The following is a 19,790-nucleotide window of genomic DNA, read 5'->3' as shown; positions in this document are numbered from 1 at the left end:
CCGCAGCGATCACGAATCGTGATCGCCGGCGCCGGAGCATGCCTCCAGCAGATCGTCGAGGCAGGGGGGCGGGGCGGCCGGGTGCACCGCGAGCGCCGCCGGGAGGGACAGGCCCCGGCCGCGAACGGGCAGGAAGACCACCCTGCCGGTGCGCAACTGCCGGGCGTGCGAGGCGTAGATCACGGTCCACAGGGGCGTGGCGGCCCCGATGGCGGCGAGGGTGTCCTGGAGGGAGCCCGCCGGTCCGGGCACCGGAGTGAACCCGGCGTCCTGGCAGGCGGAGACGACGAGGTCGACCAGGGGCGGGTTGTTGCGCCGGTCGGTGAGGCGCAGGGGCAGCGCGGCCAGGTCGGCGAGGTCGACGTCGGGCGCGGCGGCGAGGGGGTGCCGCGCGGGCAGGGCGACGACGAGCTGGTCCTGCCACACGGGTATCAGCCGGACGCCGGGGTGTTCCTCGGCGCCCCGGACGAACGCGGCGTCGAGGGTGCCCGTGGCGACCTGTTCCAGCCGGCTCCGCGCGGGCGCCGAGACCAGTTCCACGGCCAGCCGGGGCGCGAGCCGGCCGAGGGCCTCCAGCACCCGGTCCAGGTGGTCGCCGAGTCCGGCGCTGGTGCCCAGGCGGAGGGTGGCGGCGCGGGCCTCGCCGAGGCCGGCGGCCACGGCCCGGGCGCGCTCGGCAGCGGCGAGCACGGCCCGCGCCTCGGGCAGGAAGCGTTCGCCCGCGGCGGTCAGGCGTACGTGGCGCGGTGACCGGTCGAGGAACTCGGCGCCCAGCTCGCGCTCCAGGCGGCGGACCTGCTGGCTCACGGCGGACTGCACGATGTGCAGCCGCTCGGCCGCCCGGCCGAAGTGCAGCTCCTCGGCCACGGTGACGAAGTAGCGGAGCTGACGCAGTTCCATCGGCGCACGACCAGCCTCTCCTGGGGTCGGACGCCGGACCGCCTCCCGTCGAGGCCGTGGTCAGGCCCGGATGAGCACCGGCGTCCGTACGGAGGACCTGACGCCGATGATCTTGCCCGACGCCTTGAGACCGGGAGGCCTTGAGGCCGAGGTCTTCAGGGCGTCTTCAGGACGTCTTCAGGACGCCTTGAGGAGGGCCGCGGCGGCGGGGCCGCCTTCCCGCCACTTGAGGATCTTGTCGAAGCTGACGACCGCCCCGGCCCGGCCCGGGCGGTTGCGGACGCGGACGTGGTCGGTGAGGGACGCGATCAGGAAAAGACCCCGGCCGTGCTCGTCATGGACGGCGGCCGGGGTCCTGGTGTGCGCGCGGGCCGGGTGACGGCGCGGGGACCGGGGGCGTTCGGCGAATCCGGGGCCGGAATCGGTCACCTCAATGCGACAGGTGTCGCCGTCGATGAGGGCCGTCACGCGATAGCCGGTGGAGGCGTCACCGCCGTGCTCGACGGCGTTCGCACACGCTTCGCTGAGCGCCACGGCCAGGTCGTACGAGGTCTCGGGGTCGACACCGGCCGTCTCCATGGCACCGATCAGCAACCGTCGGGCGAGCGGAACGCTCGCGGCCTCGCGCCGCAAGTGGAGTGACCACCAAATGCTCATGCTCAGCCTCCTGGCTGCGGCTCGACATACCGTTACCTATAGCCACGAGGCGCGCCGCATAAGCCTGCCGGTTGTGTGAGACCGCTCATTCGGCCGACGCGCCGCGCGGGTGGGGGCGTGTATGGGACGGGGCGGTGGTGGACGGCCGTGGCAGGGGGGACGAGCCGGACACCCTGCCGTAGGGATTCCGTGAGGCCGGTGGGATGATGGCGCGGTCATGCCTCTCCCCGTCGCGCGCGCCGGCGCCGATCTGCGACTGATCCGGGCCGCGGTGTTCACCGCGGTCTGTGTCGTGCTGTCCGCGGGCGGGCATGTGCTGGCGTCCTGCGCGAAGGTGCCGCTGTGGACCCTGGTCGCGGCGGGCGCGGCGGTCTTCGCCGTGGCCGTGCCGCTGGCCGGGCGGGAGCGCTCGTTGCCGGGCATCGCGGCCGCGCTGGCCGTGGGCCAGCTCGCGCTGCACTCGCTCTTCGCGCTCGGGCAGCTCGGACAGCACGGGGCGCGGGGCGCGGACGCCGCGGCCGCCCACCGGGCGGGCGGCGACGGCCACTTGATCGACTTCGCGGGGCAGCTGCTCTGCGACCAGCGGCCGATGTCCGCCGACCGGGCCCGTGAAGTGATCACGGGTGCCGGGCTCGACCCGGCCGTCCACGTCCCCGGCGCGTCCGCGCCGAGCGGTGGTGGCGGCGCCGGTTCGTTCGTCCACGCCCTGCTGCCCTCCCCGGCCATGGTGCTGGGTCATCTCCTCGCGGCCCTGGCCCTGGGCTGGCTGCTGCGGCGCGGCGAGGCCGCGCTGTGGCGTCTGGTGCGGCTGTCTGCCGAGTCGGCGCGCGATGTCGTGGAGTCCGCGCTGGTCCGGGCGCTGGCCGTCGCGCTGCTGCCGTTCGTCCGGGCGCTGGGCGCGGAGCCGCTCGCGGTGCCCCGGTGGCGGGCGGCCGCGCGGGACGAGCGTCCGGCGCGGAAGGCCGAGTGGCGGCACGTCGTGATCAGGCGGGGTCCGCCGCGCCTCGCCCTCGCGGCCTGACGAGCACGACGCATCGCTTTCCACCACCCGGCAGGGCGGGGAAGGGTGTTTCGCGCTGTCACCGCATGCGCGCCATCCCCTTCCGTTCACTCCTGCCAGTGGAGAGTTTTCCCATGATCTCGTCCCGTCGTATCCGCACCGCCCGTGCCTCCCTCGTCGCCGGTGTCACCGCCGGTGGTCTGCTGCTGTTCGCCGGCCCGGCCTTCGCGCACGTGAGCGTGCAGCCCGGTACCGCCGAGAAGGGCGGTTACAGCACCATCGCCCTCAAGGTGCCCAACGAGAAGGACAACGCCTCGACGGTGAAGCTGGAGCTCACCCTCGACCCCAAGCACCCGCTGGTCTCGGTGATGCCGCAGGCCGTGCCGGGGTGGGACGTGAAGGTCGAGAAGACCAAGCTCGACAAGCCGGTGCAGATGCACGGCAAGTCGATCGACGAGGCCGTCAGCAAGGTCACCTGGACCGGCGGCAAGATCGAGCCCGGTCAGTTCCAGCAGTTCCCGCTGTCCGTCGGCCAGCTGCCGACCGACGCCGACGAGCTGGTCTTCAAGGCGCTCCAGACCTACTCCGACGACGACGTCGTCCGCTGGATCGACCCCTCCAAGCCGGGCGGTGAGGAGCCCGAGCACCCGGCTCCCGTCCTCAAGCTCGTCGCGAAGGGCGCGGCGGGCGGCGCGGGCGATCACCACGACGACGCGAAGAGCGACAAGAACGACAAGAACGACAAGGTGACCGCCACCGTCGAGGAGAAGAGCGACGGCGGCAGCGACACCACCGCCCGCGCCCTCGGCATCGCCGGCATCGTCGTCGGCGTGGTGGGCGCAGCCTTCGGCGTGCTCGCCGGGCGCCGTCGCCGCGACACCGCCGCCTGACGGCCGTACCGCGAACAGCGCGTACGAGCACGAGCAGCGCGTACGAGCAGCGAGAAGCACGGAAGGCCGGGCCCCGGGGCGTGACGCCCGTGGCCCGGCGACACCGACCACCTCTGGAGAAGCACTCCATGCGCACCAAGATCCTCGGCGCGGTCCTCGCCGCGACCGCCGCGCTCGCCCTGACGGCCTGCGGCGGCTCGGGCGACGGCGGCGACAAGCCCGCCGCCGATGTCTCCGCCGAGCCGAAGAAGGCCGGGGCGATCGTCCTCGACGCCCCCAAGGCCAAGCCGGACCTGGTCCTGACGGACACGTCCGAGAAGAAGTACGAGCTGGTCAAGGAGACAAAGGGCCGTCCCGTCCTGCTCTACTTCGGCTACACCTACTGCCCCGACGTCTGCTCGACGGTCGTCTCCGACATCGCCGCCGCCGAGAAGAAGCTGCCCAAGGCCGACCAGGAGAAGCTCCAGGTCGTCTTCGTCACCACCGACCCCGAGCGGGACACCCCCAAGCGGATCCGTGAGTGGCTCGACGCCCAGGGCGGCCAGGACATAGTCGGCCTGACCGGCGACTTCGCCACGATCCAGGCGGCCGCCAAGCCGCTGGGCATCCTCGTGGAGCCCGCCAAGAAGGAGAAGGACGGTTCCGTGACCGTCAGCCACGGCGCCGAGGTCGTCGGCTTCTCGCCGAAGGACGACGGCGGCCACTGGATCTACACCGCTTCCACCACGTCCGACCAGTACGCCCAGGATCTCCCGAAGATCGTCAAGGGGGAGAACCCGTGATGCGCCCGAAGAAGATGAACAAGACCACCGTCGCCACCGCCACCGCCCTGCCGCTCGTCCTCGCCGGCGGGCTGCTGCTGATCACCGGCTGCCAGTCGGAGAAGGACCGGCTGTCGGTCTCCTCGGACAAGCCCGAACTGTCCGTCAGCGGCGCCTATCTGCCGCAGCCCGCGATGGCCGACATGGCCGCCGCGTACTTCACCGTCGAGAACGACGGCGGCAAGGCCGACCAGCTCGTCGAGGTCACCAGCCCGCTCTCGTCGGACGTCACGATGCACACCACCGAGGGCTCGCAGATGAAGCACGCGGCGAAGCTGGAGGTGCCCGCCAAGGGCAAGCTGTCGCTGTCGCGCGGCGGTACGCACCTGATGCTGGGCAAGCTCGACCACAAGCCGCAGGCCGGCGAGAAGGTCGAGTTCACCCTGCGCTTCGCCACCTCGGCACCGATCAAGATCCAGGTGCCGGTCGAGAGCGCGTCGTACCGCCCCAAGGACTGACGACGCGATGAGGACCCCGACCGCCGTACGACGCGGGACGTTTCGCGGGGTGTCGCTTCTCGGCACCTTCCTCGGCACCTTCGTCGTCGCGCTGTTGTGCGTGCTGACCCTCGGCGCGGGCACCGCGTCCGCGCACGCGGCGCTCACCGCCACCGACCCCGCCGACGGGTCGGTGGTGCCCGCCGCGCCGGCGCGCGTCACGCTCACCTTCTCCGAGGGGGTGCTGCTCAGCCCCGACTCGGTGCGGGTGCTCGACCCGCGCGGCGAACGCGTCGACCAGGGCAGGCCGCAGCACGACGGCGGACGGTCCGGGACCGCGACCGTCGCGCTGCGCGCCGGTATCGCCGACGGCACGTACACGGTGGCGTGGCAGGCGGTCTCGGCGGACAGCCACCCGGTGGCCGGGGCCTTCACCTTCTCGGTCGGCGCGCCGTCGAAGACGACCGTGGCCGTCGACTCGGCGGCCACACGCACCGATCCGGCCGTCGCGGCCTTCTACGCGATCGGCCGGTACGCGGCGTACGCGGGCTTCGTCCTGCTCGTCGGCGGCTGTGTCTTCGCCGGGGTGTGCCGTGCGTCGCGGGCGGTGCAGCGGGTCGCGGTGAGCGGCTGGATCACGCTGTTCGTCTCGACGGTGGCGCTGTTGCTGCTGCGGGGCGCCTTCACGAGCGGCAAGGGGATGGGCTCCGTCCTCGACCTGTCGCTGCTGGGCGGCGTGTTGTCCACCAAGCCGGGGGCGGCGCTGCTGTCGCGGCTGCTGTTGCTGAGCGCGGCGGCGGTGTTCCTGGCGGTGCTGTTCGGCACGTACGCCCCCGGCCGCGCCGGGGACGGTACGCGCACCGGCACGGGCGTCGGCACAGGCACCGGTGGGGGCCGTACGCTCGGCCGCCGCCGGGACATCGCCTGGGGGCTCGGCGTCGGGGGCACCCTCGTCGCGGGCGGCCTCGCGGCGACCTGGGCGCTGGCCGAGCACGCGTCGGCGGGCCTCCAGCCGTGGCTGGCGATGCCGGTGGACGTGGCGCACCTGCTGGGCGTCGCGGTGTGGCTGGGCGGGCTGGCGGCGCTGCTGGCCGCGCTGTGGTCGGGCGAACGGATCCGGCGGACGGCGGTCGCCCGCTTCTCCCGGATGGCGTTCGTCTCGGTCTGCGTGCTGGTGGCGACCGGGCTCTATCAGTCCTGGCGGCAGGTCGGTTCGTGGGACGCGCTGACGGGCACCGAGTACGGGCGCTGGCTGCTGGTGAAGGCCGGGCTGGTGGCCGTCATGGTGGGCATCGCGTTCCTCTCCCGCCGCTGGACGGGGCAACTCGTGGACGCGTCCGAGTCGCGGCGGGTGACGGGCCGGAAGAAGTCCGCGTCAAGCGTGGGCGCCCGACCGGCGTCCGCCGCGGGCGCCGAACCCGTCGCCGGTGCCAAGCCGGCATCCGGCGCGAAGGACGCGGCGGCCGCCGCCAAGACCCCGGAGCCGCCGGCCGGCGACCCCGTGCGGGCCGCGCAGCTCGCCCGGCAGCGGGTAGCGCGTGAGAAGGCCGCCGGGCGGCGCGAACGGGACGCGGACAGCGGCCGTACCGGGCTGCGCCGGTCCGTCCTCGCCGAGGCGGCCGTCGCCGTCGTCGTGCTCGCCGTCACCACGGCGCTCACCGGCACCCAGCCCGGCCGGGCCGAGACCGAGCAGCGCCGGGCGGCGGGCCGGACGGCCGCGCCGTCGGTGCCCCGGCCCGCCGAGGTGCGGATCGCCTACGACACGGGCGGCGCGAACGGCCGGGGCACGGCCCGCGTCACCGTCGACCCCGCCCGTACGGGCGCCAACACCCTCGCCGTCACTCTGACGGACCCGTCCGGGCGCCCGGTGGACGTACCGGAGCTGACACTGTCCATGACCGAGAAGGAAAAACAGATCGGTCCCCTGCGGGCCGCGCTGGAGCGTCAGTCGGCCGGACTGTGGAAAGCCAAGGACTTCCGGCTTCCCATGGCCGGCGACTGGCAGCTGTCCCTGACCGTACGGACCTCGGACATCGACCAGGTCACCGAGATCGAAAACGTGAAGATCATCTGATGGCTGACACGACTGACACCACGGCCGGCGGAGTCGCCGGGGACGAGACACGCCCGATCAGCGGCAAGGCGGGCGGCAAGCGCGCCGGGAAGAGCGCCGGGGCCCGCCCCGGCACCGGACCGGGCGGCTCGTCGAAGGGCCGTACGCGGCCCGACAAGAGCACCGGCAGTCCCGCCAAGGACGGCCCCGTCACCCGGGGCGGGGGCGGCGACGCGGCCCGGAAGGCCGCCGGCCCCGCCGCACCGGCCGACACCGTCTCGCGCCGCCGGCTGCTGGGCACGGCGGGCGCCGCCGGCGCGGCGGCGCTGATCGTGGGCGGGGTCGCGGGGGCCACCGGGGCCGAGGCGGTGCGCGGCAAGCCCACGCCGCTGTCCGACGTCGGCTCGGGCGTCGTGCCCTTCCACGGCACCCACCAGTCGGGCATCGTCCAGGCCGCGCAGGCGCACGGCCATCTGATCGCCTTCGATCTCACCGCCGGGACCGACCGCAAGGGCGCGGCCGCGCTGATGCGCCGCTGGTCCGCCGCGGCGGCGGAGATGATGGCCGGCCGGCCGCCCCAGGGCGACGAGCTGGGCGTCGCGCTGGACGCGGGCCCGTCGTCGCTGACGGTCACCTTCGGCTTCGGCCGTACGTTCTTCGACCGCGTCGGGCTGACGGACCGGCGGCCCGGCGCGCTGGAGCCCCTGCCCCCCTTCACCGCCGACGCCCTCGACGGCAAGCGGAGCAACGGCGACCTGTGGGTGCAGATCGGCGCCGACGACGCGCTGGTCGCCTTCCACGCCCTGCGGCTGCTCCAGAAGGAGGCGGCGGGCGCGGCCCGGGTGCGCTGGCAGATGACCGGTTTCAACCGCACGCCGGGCGCGACCGCGCAGCCGATGACCGGCCGCAATCTGATGGGCCAGATCGACGGGACGAACAACCCGAAGCCGTCGAGTGCCGACTTCGCCCGGAAGATCTTCGTGCCGGACGACCAGCAGGGCGCCGAGTCCTGGATGGCGGGCGGCTCGTACGCGGTCGTGCGGCGCATCCGGATGCTGCTGGACAGCTGGGACAACCTGTCGCTGGAACGTCAGGAGCGCGTGATCGGCCGCCGCAAGTCCGACGGCTCCCCGCTGTCCGGCGGTACGGAGACCACCCGCGTGGACCTGGACAAGGTCGGCTCGGACGGCGCCCTGGCCGTCCCGGGCGACGCCCACATCCGGGTGGCGGCGCCGGCCAACAACCGCGGCGCGGCGATGCTGCGGCGCGCGTTCTCGTACCACGACGGTTTCCTCGACGACGGCGCCCCGGACGCGGGCCTGCTGTTCATCGCCTGGCAGGCGGACCCGCTGAAGGGCTTCGTCCCGGTCCAGCGGAAGCTGGACCGCGGCGACGGCCTCTCCCGCTTCCTCCGCCACGAGGCCAGCGCCCTCTTCGCCGTCCCGGGCGGCTGCGAAGAGGGAAGCTACGTGGGCCAGCGCCTGCTGGAGGGGTGAGCGTCCGGCTCCGGGGGACGCCCTCGGAGCCGGGATCGGTAGGGTGGACGGCCGAGCGTTCCGTGCCCTTCCGGAGGACAACATGAGGTCGGCAACCCGCTACACCTACCTCGGGCCCGAGGGCACGTTCACCGAGGCCGCCCTGCGCACCCTCCCCGAGGCGGCCACCCGCGAACTGGTCCCCATGGTCTCGGTGCCCGCCGCCCTCGACGCCGTGCGCTGCGGCGAGGCCGCGGCCGCGCTCGTGCCGATCGAGAACTCGGTCGAGGGCGGCGTCACCGCGACCCTCGACGAACTCGCCACCGGCGAACCTCTGATGATCTATCGCGAGGTGCTGCTGGAGATCGCCTTCGCGCTCCTCGTCCGTCCGGGCACCCGGATGGAGGACATCAAGACGGTGACCGGCCACCCGGTCGCGCAGCCGCAGGTGCGCAAGTGGCTGGCGGCGAACCTGCCGGAAGCGGTGTGGGAGTCGTCCGCGTCCAACGCGGACGGCGCGCGGCTGGTCCGCGACGGCCGCTACGACGCGGCGTTCGCCGGGGAGTTCGCGGCGGCGACGTACGAGCTGGAGCCGCTGGTCACCGGAATCCACGACGCGGAGAACGCCCAGACCCGCTTCGTCCTGGTCGGCCGCCCGGCGCGACCGGCGGCGCGGACGGGGGCGGACCGGACGTCGCTGGTGATGTGGCAGCGGGACGACCACCCGGGCGCGCTGCTGGAGTACCTCCAGGAGTTCGCGGTGCGGGGCGTGAACCTCATGCGGATCGAGTCGCGGCCGACCGGCGAGGGCATGGGCCGCTACTGCTTCTCCGTCGACTGCGAGGGGCACATCACGGACCGCCGGGTGGCCGAGGCGCTGATGGGGCTGAAGCGGACGTGCGCCGAGGTACGGTTCCTCGGTTCGTACCCGCGTGCGGGTGTCGCCTCGGGCATCGCCCCGGGTGCCGCCTCGGGTGAACGGCCGGATGTGCGGCCGAACGGTGCGGGGGACGCGCGGCCGGGGACGACGGACGGCGACTTCGTGGCGGCGGCGGACTGGCTGGCACGCTGCCAGGACGGCCGGGCCTGAGCGGTCGCCCCCAGGCCGGCACCAGGTCGGCCCCAAGCCGGCCCGGCGTTTCCCACAGGGTTACCCACAGACTTATCCACAGGCCGTTCTCGACCTGGGGATAAGTCGATAGAGCGAGACGCCGAGAAGCTGTACGAAACGGGCAATGGTCGACATATCTCTCCGCCGGCCCGTCATGACCGTCCACAGCCACCGATTCCCGTGGCCGCTACCCATCCGTCAGTCGAAATGCCTCGAACAACCCTTTAGGGGGATTGAGTGCCACCCCAAAGAGTGGCCGTAAGAGGTTTGCCTCATGAAACTCTGACGAATGACGGACCAAACGGAATCTCTGATTCCGACATCCACAGATTTCCCGCACACCCTGTGGACAAAGAAGCGGAACCACTCACTCCTGTGGACAACGGCGCCCCTCACCGCCATCCTCAACTACCGTCTTCCACAAGGCGGCACGGGCCCCGAGCCGTCCCGCCGGCCCGGCCGGATCGCCGCCGGATCCCCCCGCGCGCCCTTTTCCGAAATTCCCGGAGTGGGACAAATCACAATCAAAGGGAATATCGCGTCGAGCAACCGCAGCGCACAACGGTAGCCTGGAGGGGTGATTGACCTTCGCCTGCTCCGTGAGGACCCCGACCGTGTGCGCGCGTCCCAGCGCGCCCGTGGAGAGGACGTCGACATCGTCGACGCGCTGCTCTCCGCCGACGAGCGGCGCAGGTCGTCGAGCGTCCGCTTCGACGAGCTCCGCTCCGAGCAGAAGTCGCTCGGCAAGCTCATCCCCAAGGCCACCGGCGACGAGAAGGCCGAGCTGCTGAAGAAGGCCGGCGAGCTCTCCGCCGCCGTCAAGGCCGCCGACGCCGAGCAGGACGAGGCCGCCGCCGAGGCGCAGCGCCTGCTGCTCCGGATCGGCAACATCGTCCACCCCGACATCCCGCGCGGCGGCGAGGACGACTTCGTCGTCCTGGAGACCGTCGGCACCCCCCGCGACTTCGCCGCCGAGGGCTTCGAGCCCAAGGACCACCTGGAGCTCGGCCAGACGCTGGGCGCCATCGACGTCGAGCGCGGCGCCAAGGTGTCCGGCTCCCGCTTCTACTACCTGACGGGTGTCGGCGCGCTGCTGGAGCTCGCCCTCGTCAACGCCGCCATCGCCCAGGCCACCGCCGCCGGCTTCACGCCGATGCTCACGCCCGCGCTGGTCAAGCCGCGCGCCATGGAGGGCACCGGCTTCCTCGGCCAGGCCGCGCAGGACGTCTACCACCTGGAGAAGGACGACTTCTACCTGGTGGGCACCTCCGAGGTCCCGCTCGCCGCGTACCACATGGACGAGATCCTCGACGCGGAGCAGCTGCCGCTGCGCTACGCGGGCTTCTCGCCGTGCTTCCGCCGCGAGGCCGGTACGTACGGCAAGGACACCCGGGGCATCTTCCGCGTCCACCAGTTCGACAAGGTCGAGATGTTCTCGTACATCGCGCCGGAGGAGGCCGAGGCCGAGCACGCGCGCCTGCTGGAGTGGGAGAAGCAGTGGCTGACCAGCCTGGAGCTGCCCTTCCAGGTGATCGACACGGCCACCGGTGACCTCGGCTCCTCGGCCTCCCGCAAGTTCGACTGCGAGGCCTGGATCCCGACCCAGGGCAAGTACCGCGAGCTGACGTCCACGTCCAACTGCGACGAGTTCCAGGCCCGCCGCCTGTCCGTCCGGATGCGCGAGGGCAAGAACGTCCGCCCGCTGGCGACGCTCAACGGCACCCTGTGCGCCGTGCCGCGCACGATCGTGGCGCTGCTGGAGAACCACCAGCAGGCCGACGGCTCGGTGCGCGTGCCCGAGGTCCTCCGCCCGTACCTGGGCGGCCGTGAGGTCCTGGAGCCCACCGCCAAGTGACGCCCCCGGTCCCGCCGCCGTTCCGTCTGATCGCGACCGACCTCGACGGCACGCTGCTGCGCTCCGACGACACCGTCTCGGAGCGCACCCGCGCCGCCCTCGCGTCGGCCACGGCGGCGGGCGCCGCGCACATCGTCGTCACCGGGCGCACCGTCGCCTGGACCAAGCACATCCTGGACGCGCTGGACTACCGGGGCCTGGCGGTCTGCGGTCAGGGCGCGCAGGTTTATCACGCGGGCGAGCACAGACTGCTGACGTCCGTGACGCTCGACCGGCGTCTCGCCGCGCTGGCGCTCGCCAAGATCGAGGCCGAGGTCGGTCCGCTGCGGCTGGCCGCCAGCCGTGACGGCATGGACGGCGACGTCCTGGTCGGTCCCGGCTACCGCCTCCAGGAGGGGCCGCTCCCGGTCGTTCCGATCAACGAGGCGAGCGAGCTGTGGGCCGCCCCGCTCAACAAGGTCTACCTCCAGCACCCCACGCTCGACGACGACTCCCTGGCGGAGGTCGCGCGGTCGGTCGCGGGCGGCTTCGTCGGTGTGACGATGGCCGGCTCGGGGATAGTCGAGCTGCTGCCGCTGGGCCTGAGCAAGGCCACGGGTCTGTCGCTCGCCGCGCGCCGGCTGGGCGTCAAGGCCGTCGACACGATCGCGTTCGGCGACATGCCCAACGACGTCCCGATGTTCGGCTGGGCCGCTCACGGCGTCGCCATGGCCAACGCCCACGAGGAGCTCAAGGCCGTGGCGGACGAGGTCACCGCCTCGAACGAGGAGGACGGGATCGCGGTCGTCCTGGAGCGTCTCTTCGGCTGAGCGCCGTCCCCCGGGCCCCCCGGGGGGCTTGCCTCGCCGCTCCGGCCACCTGCCGGGCCGCTCCGGCCGCCTCCAGCGCGGCCCGGCGTGCCCGGCCCGCGTCCCACCGCCAGGGCGGCCGGCCCCGGGTCAGCGACCAGCAGGCCAGGCCCAGCCCGAGCGCGATCGCGTGACCGATGTCGGTGAACGTGCCGCCGGTCAGCATCGGCACGGCGAAGAAGGCCACCGCTCCCATCAGGTAGAGCCAGCGCCACGGCCTCGGAACGCGATAGGTGAGGACGCCGACGGCCCCGGCGAGCCCGTAGGAGACGCCTATGTCGACGACGTGCTTCATCGAGCGCGGCGCCGAATGGCTCTCGATCGCGTGCAGCAGGATCTCCTGGCTGATCAGCGTCGCCGCGACATGGGCGACCGCCACCACGCACAGCCAGCGCAGGGTGCCGATCCAGCGCTCGACGTTGGCGTGGAAGAGCTCGAAGAGCACGGCGTAGAGGGCGAACGACGACGGGGTCTCGATCCAGAAGCCGCTGATCAGCAGGGACTCCAGCGGATGCTTGTTGAGCTCGTGGATGTTGCTGCTGTTGCGGTGGAGGAGAAAGGCCTCCAGGCCCTCGCTCGCCGACGCGACGACGAGGCTGGTGATGCCGATGATCAGCAACCAGATGTGGGTACCGGGCGAGGAACGGACCCAGGAGCGAATCCCGTCGACTACCACCCTTAGACGGTAGCCCGGCGGACCCGTGAGCGCAGTTGTAGGATGACTGGGCAACCGGTTGAATGGACGACCAGTGCATCGGGAAAGCAACCGGCGCGGCACGGCTTCCGCGTCAGGGCTTCAAGGAACCTGTCCGGAGGACACATGGCCCTGCGAGCGGCGGGACGACAGTCCCTCGTGGACACCGTCGTGGAACAGCTGCGCGCCCAGGTGGCCGCCGGCGAGTGGCGGGTCGGGGAGCGCATCCCCACCGAGCACGCCCTCGCCGAGCAGCTGAAGGTCGGCCGCAACACGGTCCGCGAGGCCGTCCGCGTCCTCGTGCACGCCGGAATGCTGCGCTCCCGGCAGGGCGAGGGCACCTTCGTGGTGTCCACGGCCGACCCCGCCGAGGTCATGCGCGGACTGCGGCGCGCCGGAGTGCGCGACGTCCTGGAGCTGCGCATCGCGCTGGAGGCCGAGGCCGCCCGGCTCGCGGCGCTCCGTCACGAACCCGCCGACCTGGAGCGGATGCGGGCCGCGCTCGACGCCCAGACGGCCTTCGAGGACCCCGACGGCCAGCCCGACTCCGGCAGCCTGGAGCTCTACGCGGACCACGACGTGGAGTTCCACCGGGCCGTCGTGGAGGCCGCGCACAACAGCGCGCTGACGGCGACGTACGCCTGGTTCAGCAGCTCGGTGCGCGAGGCGCTGGTCACCGCGCTCGGCGACCACGACATGCCGCGCATCATCCACGGCGACCACCACGCCCTTATGGAGGCCATCGCCTCCGGCGACCCGGACGCGGCCACCCGCGCCGCCCGGGCGCTGCTCGAACGCCCCAAACAGGCCGTCGAGTCCCTGCTCGGCGACGGCTGACCGCGCGGCGAGCCGACGCTCGCCGGAAGCCGACCGCGCACCACCGGCTCGTTCCCACGGGCCGGTCCCCACTCCCACCGGCGGCCGATCCGCCCCCGGCACCCTTCGCACCGCCCCTGGAGGCACCCCCTTGTCCGAAACGAGGTCCGACACCCCCGATATAGCGCCGGTCGGCACGATGCCGACCGATACGTCATCGGCCGATGCTTCGCCGACCGCCGCCGCGTCGGCCGGCGTGCCCGCCAAGCGGAGCGTCCTCGCCCACCCCGCGTTCGCGATGCTCGGCATCGTGCTCGCCTCGCTGAACATGCGGGCGGCGCTCGCCGGGGTCTCGCCGCTCATGAGCGAGATAGGCGGCCACTTCCACCTCTCGGCGGCCATGAGCAGCCTGGTGACCACGATCCCGCTGGTCTTCATGGGCCTCGGCTCGATCGTCGCGCCCCGGCTCGCCCGGCGCTTCGGCACGGAGGCCGTGCTGTGCGGCGCGCTCGTGCTGCTGTGCGGGGGCATCCTGCTGCGCGTCGCGCCGCCCGTGGTGGCGCTGTTCGTGGGCTGCGCGCTCGTCGGCACGGCGATCGCCCTGCTCAACGTGCTGATGCCGGGCCTGGTCAAGCGGGACTTCCCGGACCGCGCCGCGAGCATGACCGCGCTCTACTCCACCACGCTGATCCTCGGCGCCACGGGCTCCGCCGCGCTGTCCGTGCCGCTGGAGAACGCCCTGGGCGGCTGGCGGGGCTCGCTCGCCGCCTGGGCGCTGCTCGCCGCCGTGGCGGCCGTCGTCTGGCTGCCGCAGGCGGCCCTCGCCCGGCGCGACGCCGCCGGGGCGAACGCTCCCGCCGCGGGTCCCTCGGCCGCGCAGGACGGTCCCCGGCTCACCCGGTCGCCGCTGGCCTGGCAGGTCACGCTGATGATGGGCACCCAGTCACTGATCGCCTACGTGTGCATCGCCTGGATGCCGACGATCTTCACCGACCACGGGATGAGCAAGGGCGAGGCCGGTCTGGTCTACGCGTTCTACACCCTGGTGCAGATGGCCGGTTCGTTCGTCGTGCCGCTGCTCGCGGGCCGGATGCGCGACCAGCGCGTACCGGTGGTCGTCGTGGTGGCCCTGATGGCGGCGGGCGTCACCGGTCTGCTGATCGCCCCCGCGGCGGGCGCGTGGGTGTGGGCGACGCTCATGGGCGTGGCCCAGGGCGGTCTGCTGGGCCTGGCCCTGACGTTCATGGTGCTGCGCACCCGCGACGCGCATACGGCCTCCCGGCTGTCGGGCATGGCCCAGACGTGGGGCTATCTGCTCGCTTCCGTCGGCCCGTTCGCGATCGGCTGGGTGTACGGGGTGACGGACAGCTGGACGCTGCCGGTCTCGCTGCTGCTCGTCGCCTGCACGGCGCTGCTCTTTCTCGGGCTGGGCGCCGGGCGCGATCGGAAGATCTGAGGCGTTGGTGGAGTGGAGGGACGGCCCGCGCCGCCCCTCCACTCCACCGTTCGCGTAGTTCGCAGGAGGAATCCGCCATCATGCGCGCAGCATCCCGGATCACCGTCCCGGCCCGCCTCGTCGAGAACCACGAGGACGCGTCCGAGGGCGAGGGCGGCCCCGAGTGGATCGCCGCGCTGCCGGACCTGGCGGCGGACTTCCTCGACCGCTGGCGGCTGCGCGTCGACGGCCCCGCCGCGCACGGCATGGTGGCGCTCGTCCTGCCGGTACGGCGTGCGGACGGCTCCCCCGCCGCGCTGAAGCTCCAGCCGGTCACCGAGGAGAGCGTCGGCGAGGCACCGGCGCTGCGGGCCTGGGCCGGCGAGGGAGCGGTGGAACTCCTCGACCACGACCGGGAGTCCGGCACGATGCTGCTGGAGCGGCTGGACGCCGGCCGCTCGCTCCAGGACGTCCCCGACGCGGAGGCGGCGCTGCTGTCGCTGACCGAGCTGCTGGGACGGCTGCTGAAGGCGCCCGTACCGGCCGGGCTGCGGACGCTGGGCGGGGTGGCGGAGGCCATGCTGGAGGACGTGCCGAAGGCGCTGCCCGCCCTTGCCGACGCTGCCGAACGCGCCCTGCTGCTGGACTGCGCGGCCGCCGTCCGCGAGGTCGCCGGCGAGCCGGGCGGCCGGCTGCTGCACTGGGACCTCCACTACGAGAACGTGCTCGCGCCCCTGCCCGGTACGGACAGGGGCGCGTGGCTGGCGATCGACCCCAAGCCGCTGGTGGGCGACCCGGGCTTCGACCTGATGCCGGCTCTGGGCAACCGCTGGGAGGACATCGTCGCCACCGGCGACGTGACCCGGGCGGTGCGCCGGCGCTTCGACCTCATGACGGACCTGCTGGGCCTGGACCGCGAACGGGCGGCCCGCTGGACGCTCGCCCGGGCCCTCCAGAACTCCCTGTGGGACGTCGAGGACGGCGAGACCCGCCTCCAGCCGGAACAGATCGCCATCGCGAAGGCCCTGCGGGTGTGAGGGGGCCTGGGGCTCGCCCCGGCCCCCGCTACTCCTCCCCGGCCAGCGTCAGCGCCCGGAGCTTGCGCGCGGCGAAATACGTACCGGCCACCGTCGCGACGACCAGCAGCGTCAGCCCCAGGGGCAGCGACACCTGGGCGTTGATCGCCCCGTCCGCGCCGATCCGCTGGGCCAGCGCCAGAGCCCACTGCTGCACGCTGAGCGTGCGCGCCCCCGGGATGAGGCTGCCGAACAGCGACTCCCAGACGAGGGCGTAGACGAGGCCGACGATGACCGCGTGCCGGGTGACCGTCCCCAGGAAGAGGAAGACCGCGCTGTAGGCCACGGAGGCGGCCGCGGCGGCCACCGCGTAGGCCACGGCGATCTGCTGGCTGTTGCCGTTTAGCACGAACCCGGCGATGAGCGTGGGGACCGCCGAGAAGGCCACGGCGACGCCGATCGCGACGATCAGCTTGGTGACGATGATGACGTGCCGCTTGACGGGCTTGGCCAGGAGGTAGACGACGGACCCGTCGTCGATCTCTGGGCCGATCGCGCCCGTACCGGCGATCACACCGATCAGCGGCACCATCGTGGCCAGCGCGAAGCCGCCCAGGACGCTGGCGGCGGTCTCGTCGTCCGCGCCGCTCAGCGCCCGGATGGCGATCGAGATGGCCAGCATCAGGGCGGGCAGGGCGAAGAGGACGGCGGCGCGGCGGCGGCCGAGGAGGCCCCGGTAGGTCAGCCGGGCGACGGTCGGGTGGTAGATCTGGTGGAGCGACATCGTGAGCCTCCTTTCAGGCCGTGACGAGGTAGGAGAAGACCGATTCCAGGGACTCGTCGGAGGGCGAGACCGTCAGGAGCCGGATGCCGTTCGCGTGGGCCACGCGCGGCAGGAGTTCGGTGAAGCGGGTGAAGTCGACTGCTTGGACGCGCAGGGCGCCCTCCTGGACGTCGACCTCGATGCCCGCGGTCGACGGGTCGGCGATGAGCGCGGCGGCCAGGGCGCGGTCGTCGCCGGACCGTACGAGATAGCGGTGCGGGCGGTCCGTCATCAGTCGGCGGATCTTGCGGAAGTCGCCGGACGCGGCGTGCCGGCCGGCGACCACGACCTCGATATGGGCGGCGAGCTGCTCGACCTCCTCCAGGATGTGGGAGGAGAACAGCACGGTCCGGCCCTCGTCGCCCATGGACCGCAGCAGATCCATCAGCTGCATCCGCTGGCGCGGGTCCATGCCGTTGAAGGGCTCGTCGAGGAGGAGCACGGTCGGCTCGTGGACGAGCGCGGAGGCCATCTTCACGCGCTGCCGCATGCCCTTGCTGTAGGTGGCGATCTTGCGGTCCTGCGCGTACTCCATCTCGACGGTGGCGAGGGCGCGCTGGGCCTCCTTCGCGCCCAGCCCGTGCAGCTCGGCGTTGGCGAGGACGAACTCCTTGCCGGTCAGGAAGTCGTACATCGCCTCGCGCTCGGGGACGACGCCGATGTGGCGGTAGATCTGCTCGTTGCGCCAGATCGGCTCGCCGTCGAGCGTGACCGTTCCGGTGGAGGGCGCGAGGAAACCACCCATCATGTTGATGAGAGTGGACTTGCCCGCTCCGTTGGGGCCGAGGAGCCCGGTGACGCCGGGGCCGACGGTCATGGACACGTCGTTGACGGCGACGACGTTCCCGAACCAGCGGGAGACGTTGTCGATGTGGATGGTTGTCACAGCCCGGCCTTTCGGTAGCGGCTCATCAGGAGGCCGTAGGAGCCGGCGATCACGCCGAGGAGCACGGCGAGGTAGACGACGCCCGCGCCCGTGCCGGGGCCGTGGCCGCCGGGGAAGGCGCTGGTGGCGCCGAGGAACGCCGTCTGGACGCCGTCGATGAGGGTGACCGGGGAGAAGAGGCCGAGCCAGCCGATGAGCGAGGTGTTGTCGCCGTTCAGGGCGATGCCCTGGACGGTGCTGACCGCACCGTAGGAGATCGTCAGCGCGGCGATGACGCCCGCGACGCCGAAGCCCCGGCGCGGGGTGAGCGCGGCGACGACCAGGCCGATGCCGGCGAAGAGGAGCGAGAGCAGGGTCACGGAGGCCAGTCCCTGGGCGAAGCCCTTCGTCTGTTCGGCGAAGTCCAGCTTGGCGAGCAGGGCACCCGCGTAGAGGATCAGCAGCGGGGTGGCCGTCAGGACGAACAGGGCCGAGGCCATCGCCGCGAACTTGGCGACGACGTAGTCGACGCGCTCGATCGGGCGGGAGAAGTACAGCGGCACGGTCTTGAACCGCAGGTCCCGCGAGACCGACTGGGGGGCCTGCGCGGCCAGGTAGAGGCCGATGACCGCCTGGAGGTAGATCGCGTAGCGCGTGTACTCCATGGGCAGCCGGTTCATCTTCGTGGTGACGGCGACGGCGACCACGATCGCGGCCGGGAGGCACATCACGCCGAAGAGCGTCATCGGCAGCACCTTGGACTTCGCCGACCGGCCGAGGCCGTAGGCGCCGCGCAGGCTCTGGGAGAACAGCGAGCGACGGGCGTAGGCACGGCCGAGGCGGGGGCCGCTGTAGTCGCGGTAGCCGATGTTGTGGATGACGTCCTGGGAGCGCCGGTCGCGCCCCGGTGCCGTCGTGGTCTCAGGCGGCATCGACGGTCCCTCCGTTCTGCTGCGCGCGCTTGTCGCTCTTCTTCTGCTTCTGCTGCCAGCCGGCGCCCCACACGGGCGCCTGGGCCGGCGCGCCGGGGGTGCCCGGGGTTCCGGGGGCGGCGGGGTTCGGAGCGGCGGCCTCGTCGTCCCGGAAGAGCTCCGCGATGCGGTGGCGGCGCTGCTCCATGCGGACCAGGCCGAGGCCGAGCCCGGCGACGGCGTCCCGGACGATGTCGTACGTCTCCTCGTCGACGACGTCGACAAGGAGCACCCGGCCGGACATGGGCGAGCCGTCGGCCGTCCGGCCCGCGGGCCGGGTCGTCAGGCCCGCCCCGGCGAGGGCCGCCAGCAGCGCGCCGGTGCCGTCCGGGCAGGCGTCGGTGTCGGTGACCTCCACCGCGAGGGAGCCCGTGGCCTGGGTGAACTCGTCCGTGGACGAGGAGCGCAGCAGTGTGCCGCCGTCGATGACGACGACGTGGTCGCAGGTGCGCTCCAGTTCGCCGAGCAGATGCGAGGTGACCAGGACCGAGATGCCGAAGTCGGTGTGGATGCGGCGGATCAGGCCCAGCATCTCGTCCCGGCCGACCGGGTCGAGACCGTTGGTCGGCTCGTCCAGCAGCACCAGCTTGGGGTCGTGGACCAGCGCCTGGGCGAGCTTGACCCGCTGCTTCATACCGGTGGAGTAGCCGCCCATGGGGCGGTACCGCTCCTCGTAGAGCCCGACGTGGCGCAGAGTGTCCGCGGTCCGCTCACGGGCGGCGGTGGGCGGCAGGCCCGACATCCGCGCCATGTGGACGACGAACTCGGTGGCCGACACATCGGGCGGCAGGCAGTCGTGCTCGGGCATATAGCCGACCCGCTCACGGATCCGGGCGCCCTGGGTGGCCACGTCCATGCCGAGCACGCGGGCGTTGCCCTCGGTGGCGGGCGAGAGACCCAGCAAGATCTTGATCAGCGTGGACTTGCCGGCCCCGTTGGCACCCACCAGACCGGTGACTCCCGGATTGATGTCGACGGTGAGCCGGTCCAGGGCGGTCACCCGGGGGTACCGCTTGCTGAGGCTTTCGGTAGCGATCACAGTCACTCTTCGACCGTAGTAGCGAAAATCGCGGCAGTCGTCAGACCAGACGGCTGGTTGTCCGTACTCCTCGGGTCTGACGTG

General features: G+C 72.6%; 19 protein-coding genes. 12 read left to right on the top strand and 7 right to left on the bottom strand.

The annotated features are described in order from the left end of the window. Window positions 1-9: 9 nt before the first annotated feature. On the bottom strand, window positions 10-900 hold the full coding sequence (locus RM609_RS23030) for a LysR family transcriptional regulator (RefSeq protein ID WP_311613415.1): 891 nt from the start codon (window positions 898-900) through the stop codon (window positions 10-12). 177 nt (window positions 901-1,077) lie between these two features. Continuing rightward, complete coding sequence (locus tag RM609_RS23025) at window positions 1,078-1,557, bottom strand: ATP-binding protein (protein ID WP_311613414.1); 480 nt, start codon at window positions 1,555-1,557, stop codon at window positions 1,078-1,080. 217 nt (window positions 1,558-1,774) lie between these two features. On the opposite strand from RM609_RS23025, the gene RM609_RS23020 reads away from it, so the two are divergent. The 9 genes from RM609_RS23020 (at window position 1,775) to RM609_RS22980 (ending at window position 12,008) form a co-directional block, all read left to right on the top strand. After that, entirely contained in the window at window positions 1,775-2,578 is an 804-nt protein-coding gene (locus RM609_RS23020) for a hypothetical protein (protein WP_311613413.1), read from the top strand. Window positions 2,579-2,691: 113 nt separating this feature from the next. Next, a complete protein-coding gene (locus RM609_RS23015; RefSeq protein WP_311613412.1) occupies window positions 2,692-3,447 on the top strand; it encodes a YcnI family copper-binding membrane protein in 756 nt (251 codons plus the stop codon). Between the two features lie 128 nt (window positions 3,448-3,575). Beyond that, window positions 3,576-4,229 carry an SCO family protein gene (locus RM609_RS23010; RefSeq protein ID WP_311613411.1) on the top strand — a complete coding sequence of 218 codons (654 nt, stop codon included), beginning with the start codon at window positions 3,576-3,578 and terminating at the stop codon, window positions 4,227-4,229. Continuing rightward, window positions 4,229-4,726 carry a copper chaperone PCu(A)C gene (locus RM609_RS23005; protein ID WP_311613410.1) on the top strand — a complete coding sequence of 166 codons (498 nt, stop codon included), beginning with the start codon at window positions 4,229-4,231 and terminating at the stop codon, window positions 4,724-4,726. Before RM609_RS23010 ends, RM609_RS23005 begins: the two co-directional genes overlap by 1 nt. 7 nt (window positions 4,727-4,733) lie before the next feature. Further along, entirely contained in the window at window positions 4,734-6,779 is a 2,046-nt protein-coding gene (locus tag RM609_RS23000; protein ID WP_311613409.1) for a copper resistance protein CopC, read from the top strand. Then, window positions 6,779-8,254, top strand: a complete 1,476-nt coding sequence (gene efeB, locus RM609_RS22995; RefSeq protein WP_311613408.1) for an iron uptake transporter deferrochelatase/peroxidase subunit — start codon at window positions 6,779-6,781, stop codon at window positions 8,252-8,254. Before RM609_RS23000 ends, efeB begins: the two co-directional genes overlap by 1 nt. Before the next feature lie 82 nt (window positions 8,255-8,336). Continuing rightward, window positions 8,337-9,323: a prephenate dehydratase gene (gene pheA, locus RM609_RS22990; protein ID WP_311613407.1), complete on the top strand. Its 987-nt coding sequence runs from the start codon at window positions 8,337-8,339 to the stop codon at window positions 9,321-9,323. Window positions 9,324-9,921: 598 nt separating this feature from the next. Further along, window positions 9,922-11,199, top strand: a complete 1,278-nt coding sequence (serS, locus tag RM609_RS22985; protein WP_311613406.1) for a serine--tRNA ligase — start codon at window positions 9,922-9,924, stop codon at window positions 11,197-11,199. Continuing rightward, window positions 11,196-12,008, top strand: coding sequence for an HAD family hydrolase (locus RM609_RS22980; RefSeq protein WP_311613405.1), 813 nt, complete (start codon window positions 11,196-11,198; stop codon window positions 12,006-12,008). Before serS ends, RM609_RS22980 begins: the two co-directional genes overlap by 4 nt. On the opposite strand, the gene RM609_RS22975 is transcribed toward RM609_RS22980, so the two are convergent. Next, window positions 11,950-12,723: a rhomboid-like protein gene (locus tag RM609_RS22975; protein WP_311613404.1), complete on the bottom strand. Its 774-nt coding sequence runs from the start codon at window positions 12,721-12,723 to the stop codon at window positions 11,950-11,952. The genes RM609_RS22980 and RM609_RS22975 overlap by 59 nt on opposite strands. Before the next feature lie 144 nt (window positions 12,724-12,867). Between RM609_RS22975 and RM609_RS22970 the strand changes: the two genes are divergently transcribed. The 3 genes from RM609_RS22970 (at window position 12,868) to RM609_RS22960 (ending at window position 16,029) form a co-directional block, all read left to right on the top strand. Next, entirely contained in the window at window positions 12,868-13,578 is a 711-nt protein-coding gene (locus tag RM609_RS22970; RefSeq protein WP_311613403.1) for a FadR/GntR family transcriptional regulator, read from the top strand. Window positions 13,579-13,708: 130 nt separating this feature from the next. Continuing rightward, on the top strand, window positions 13,709-15,013 hold the full coding sequence (locus RM609_RS22965) for a CynX/NimT family MFS transporter (RefSeq protein WP_438828506.1): 1,305 nt from the start codon (window positions 13,709-13,711) through the stop codon (window positions 15,011-15,013). 80 nt (window positions 15,014-15,093) lie between these two features. Next, window positions 15,094-16,029 carry an aminoglycoside phosphotransferase family protein gene (locus RM609_RS22960; protein ID WP_311613402.1) on the top strand — a complete coding sequence of 312 codons (936 nt, stop codon included), beginning with the start codon at window positions 15,094-15,096 and terminating at the stop codon, window positions 16,027-16,029. 28 nt (window positions 16,030-16,057) lie between these two features. Here the strand turns inward: RM609_RS22960 and RM609_RS22955 are convergent, their stop codons facing one another. From RM609_RS22955 to RM609_RS22940, 4 genes are read right to left on the bottom strand one after another with little or no spacing between them, the layout of a single operon-like run. Beyond that, window positions 16,058-16,777, bottom strand: coding sequence for an ABC transporter permease subunit (locus RM609_RS22955; protein ID WP_311613480.1), 720 nt, complete (start codon window positions 16,775-16,777; stop codon window positions 16,058-16,060). Window positions 16,778-16,805: 28 nt separating this feature from the next. After that, window positions 16,806-17,717, bottom strand: a complete 912-nt coding sequence (locus tag RM609_RS22950) for an ABC transporter ATP-binding protein (RefSeq protein WP_311613401.1) — start codon at window positions 17,715-17,717, stop codon at window positions 16,806-16,808. Next, the gene (locus tag RM609_RS22945) at window positions 17,714-18,628 is read right to left on the bottom strand and encodes an ABC transporter permease (RefSeq protein ID WP_311613400.1); all 915 of its coding nucleotides are present in this window, start codon (window positions 18,626-18,628) and stop codon (window positions 17,714-17,716) included. Before RM609_RS22945 ends, RM609_RS22950 begins: the two co-directional genes overlap by 4 nt. Then, a complete protein-coding gene (locus tag RM609_RS22940) occupies window positions 18,618-19,706 on the bottom strand; it encodes an ABC transporter ATP-binding protein (protein WP_311613479.1) in 1,089 nt (362 codons plus the stop codon). Before RM609_RS22940 ends, RM609_RS22945 begins: the two co-directional genes overlap by 11 nt. Window positions 19,707-19,790 lie beyond the last annotated feature (84 nt).

Origin of the sequence: Streptomyces hesseae (genome assembly GCF_031845785.1) — a bacterium.
GTDB classification, from domain to species: Bacteria; Actinomycetota; Actinomycetes; order Streptomycetales; family Streptomycetaceae; genus Streptomyces; species Streptomyces hesseae.
Note: the sequence above shows the minus strand (reverse complement) of the source record. Positions and strands in the feature narration are given on the sequence as shown.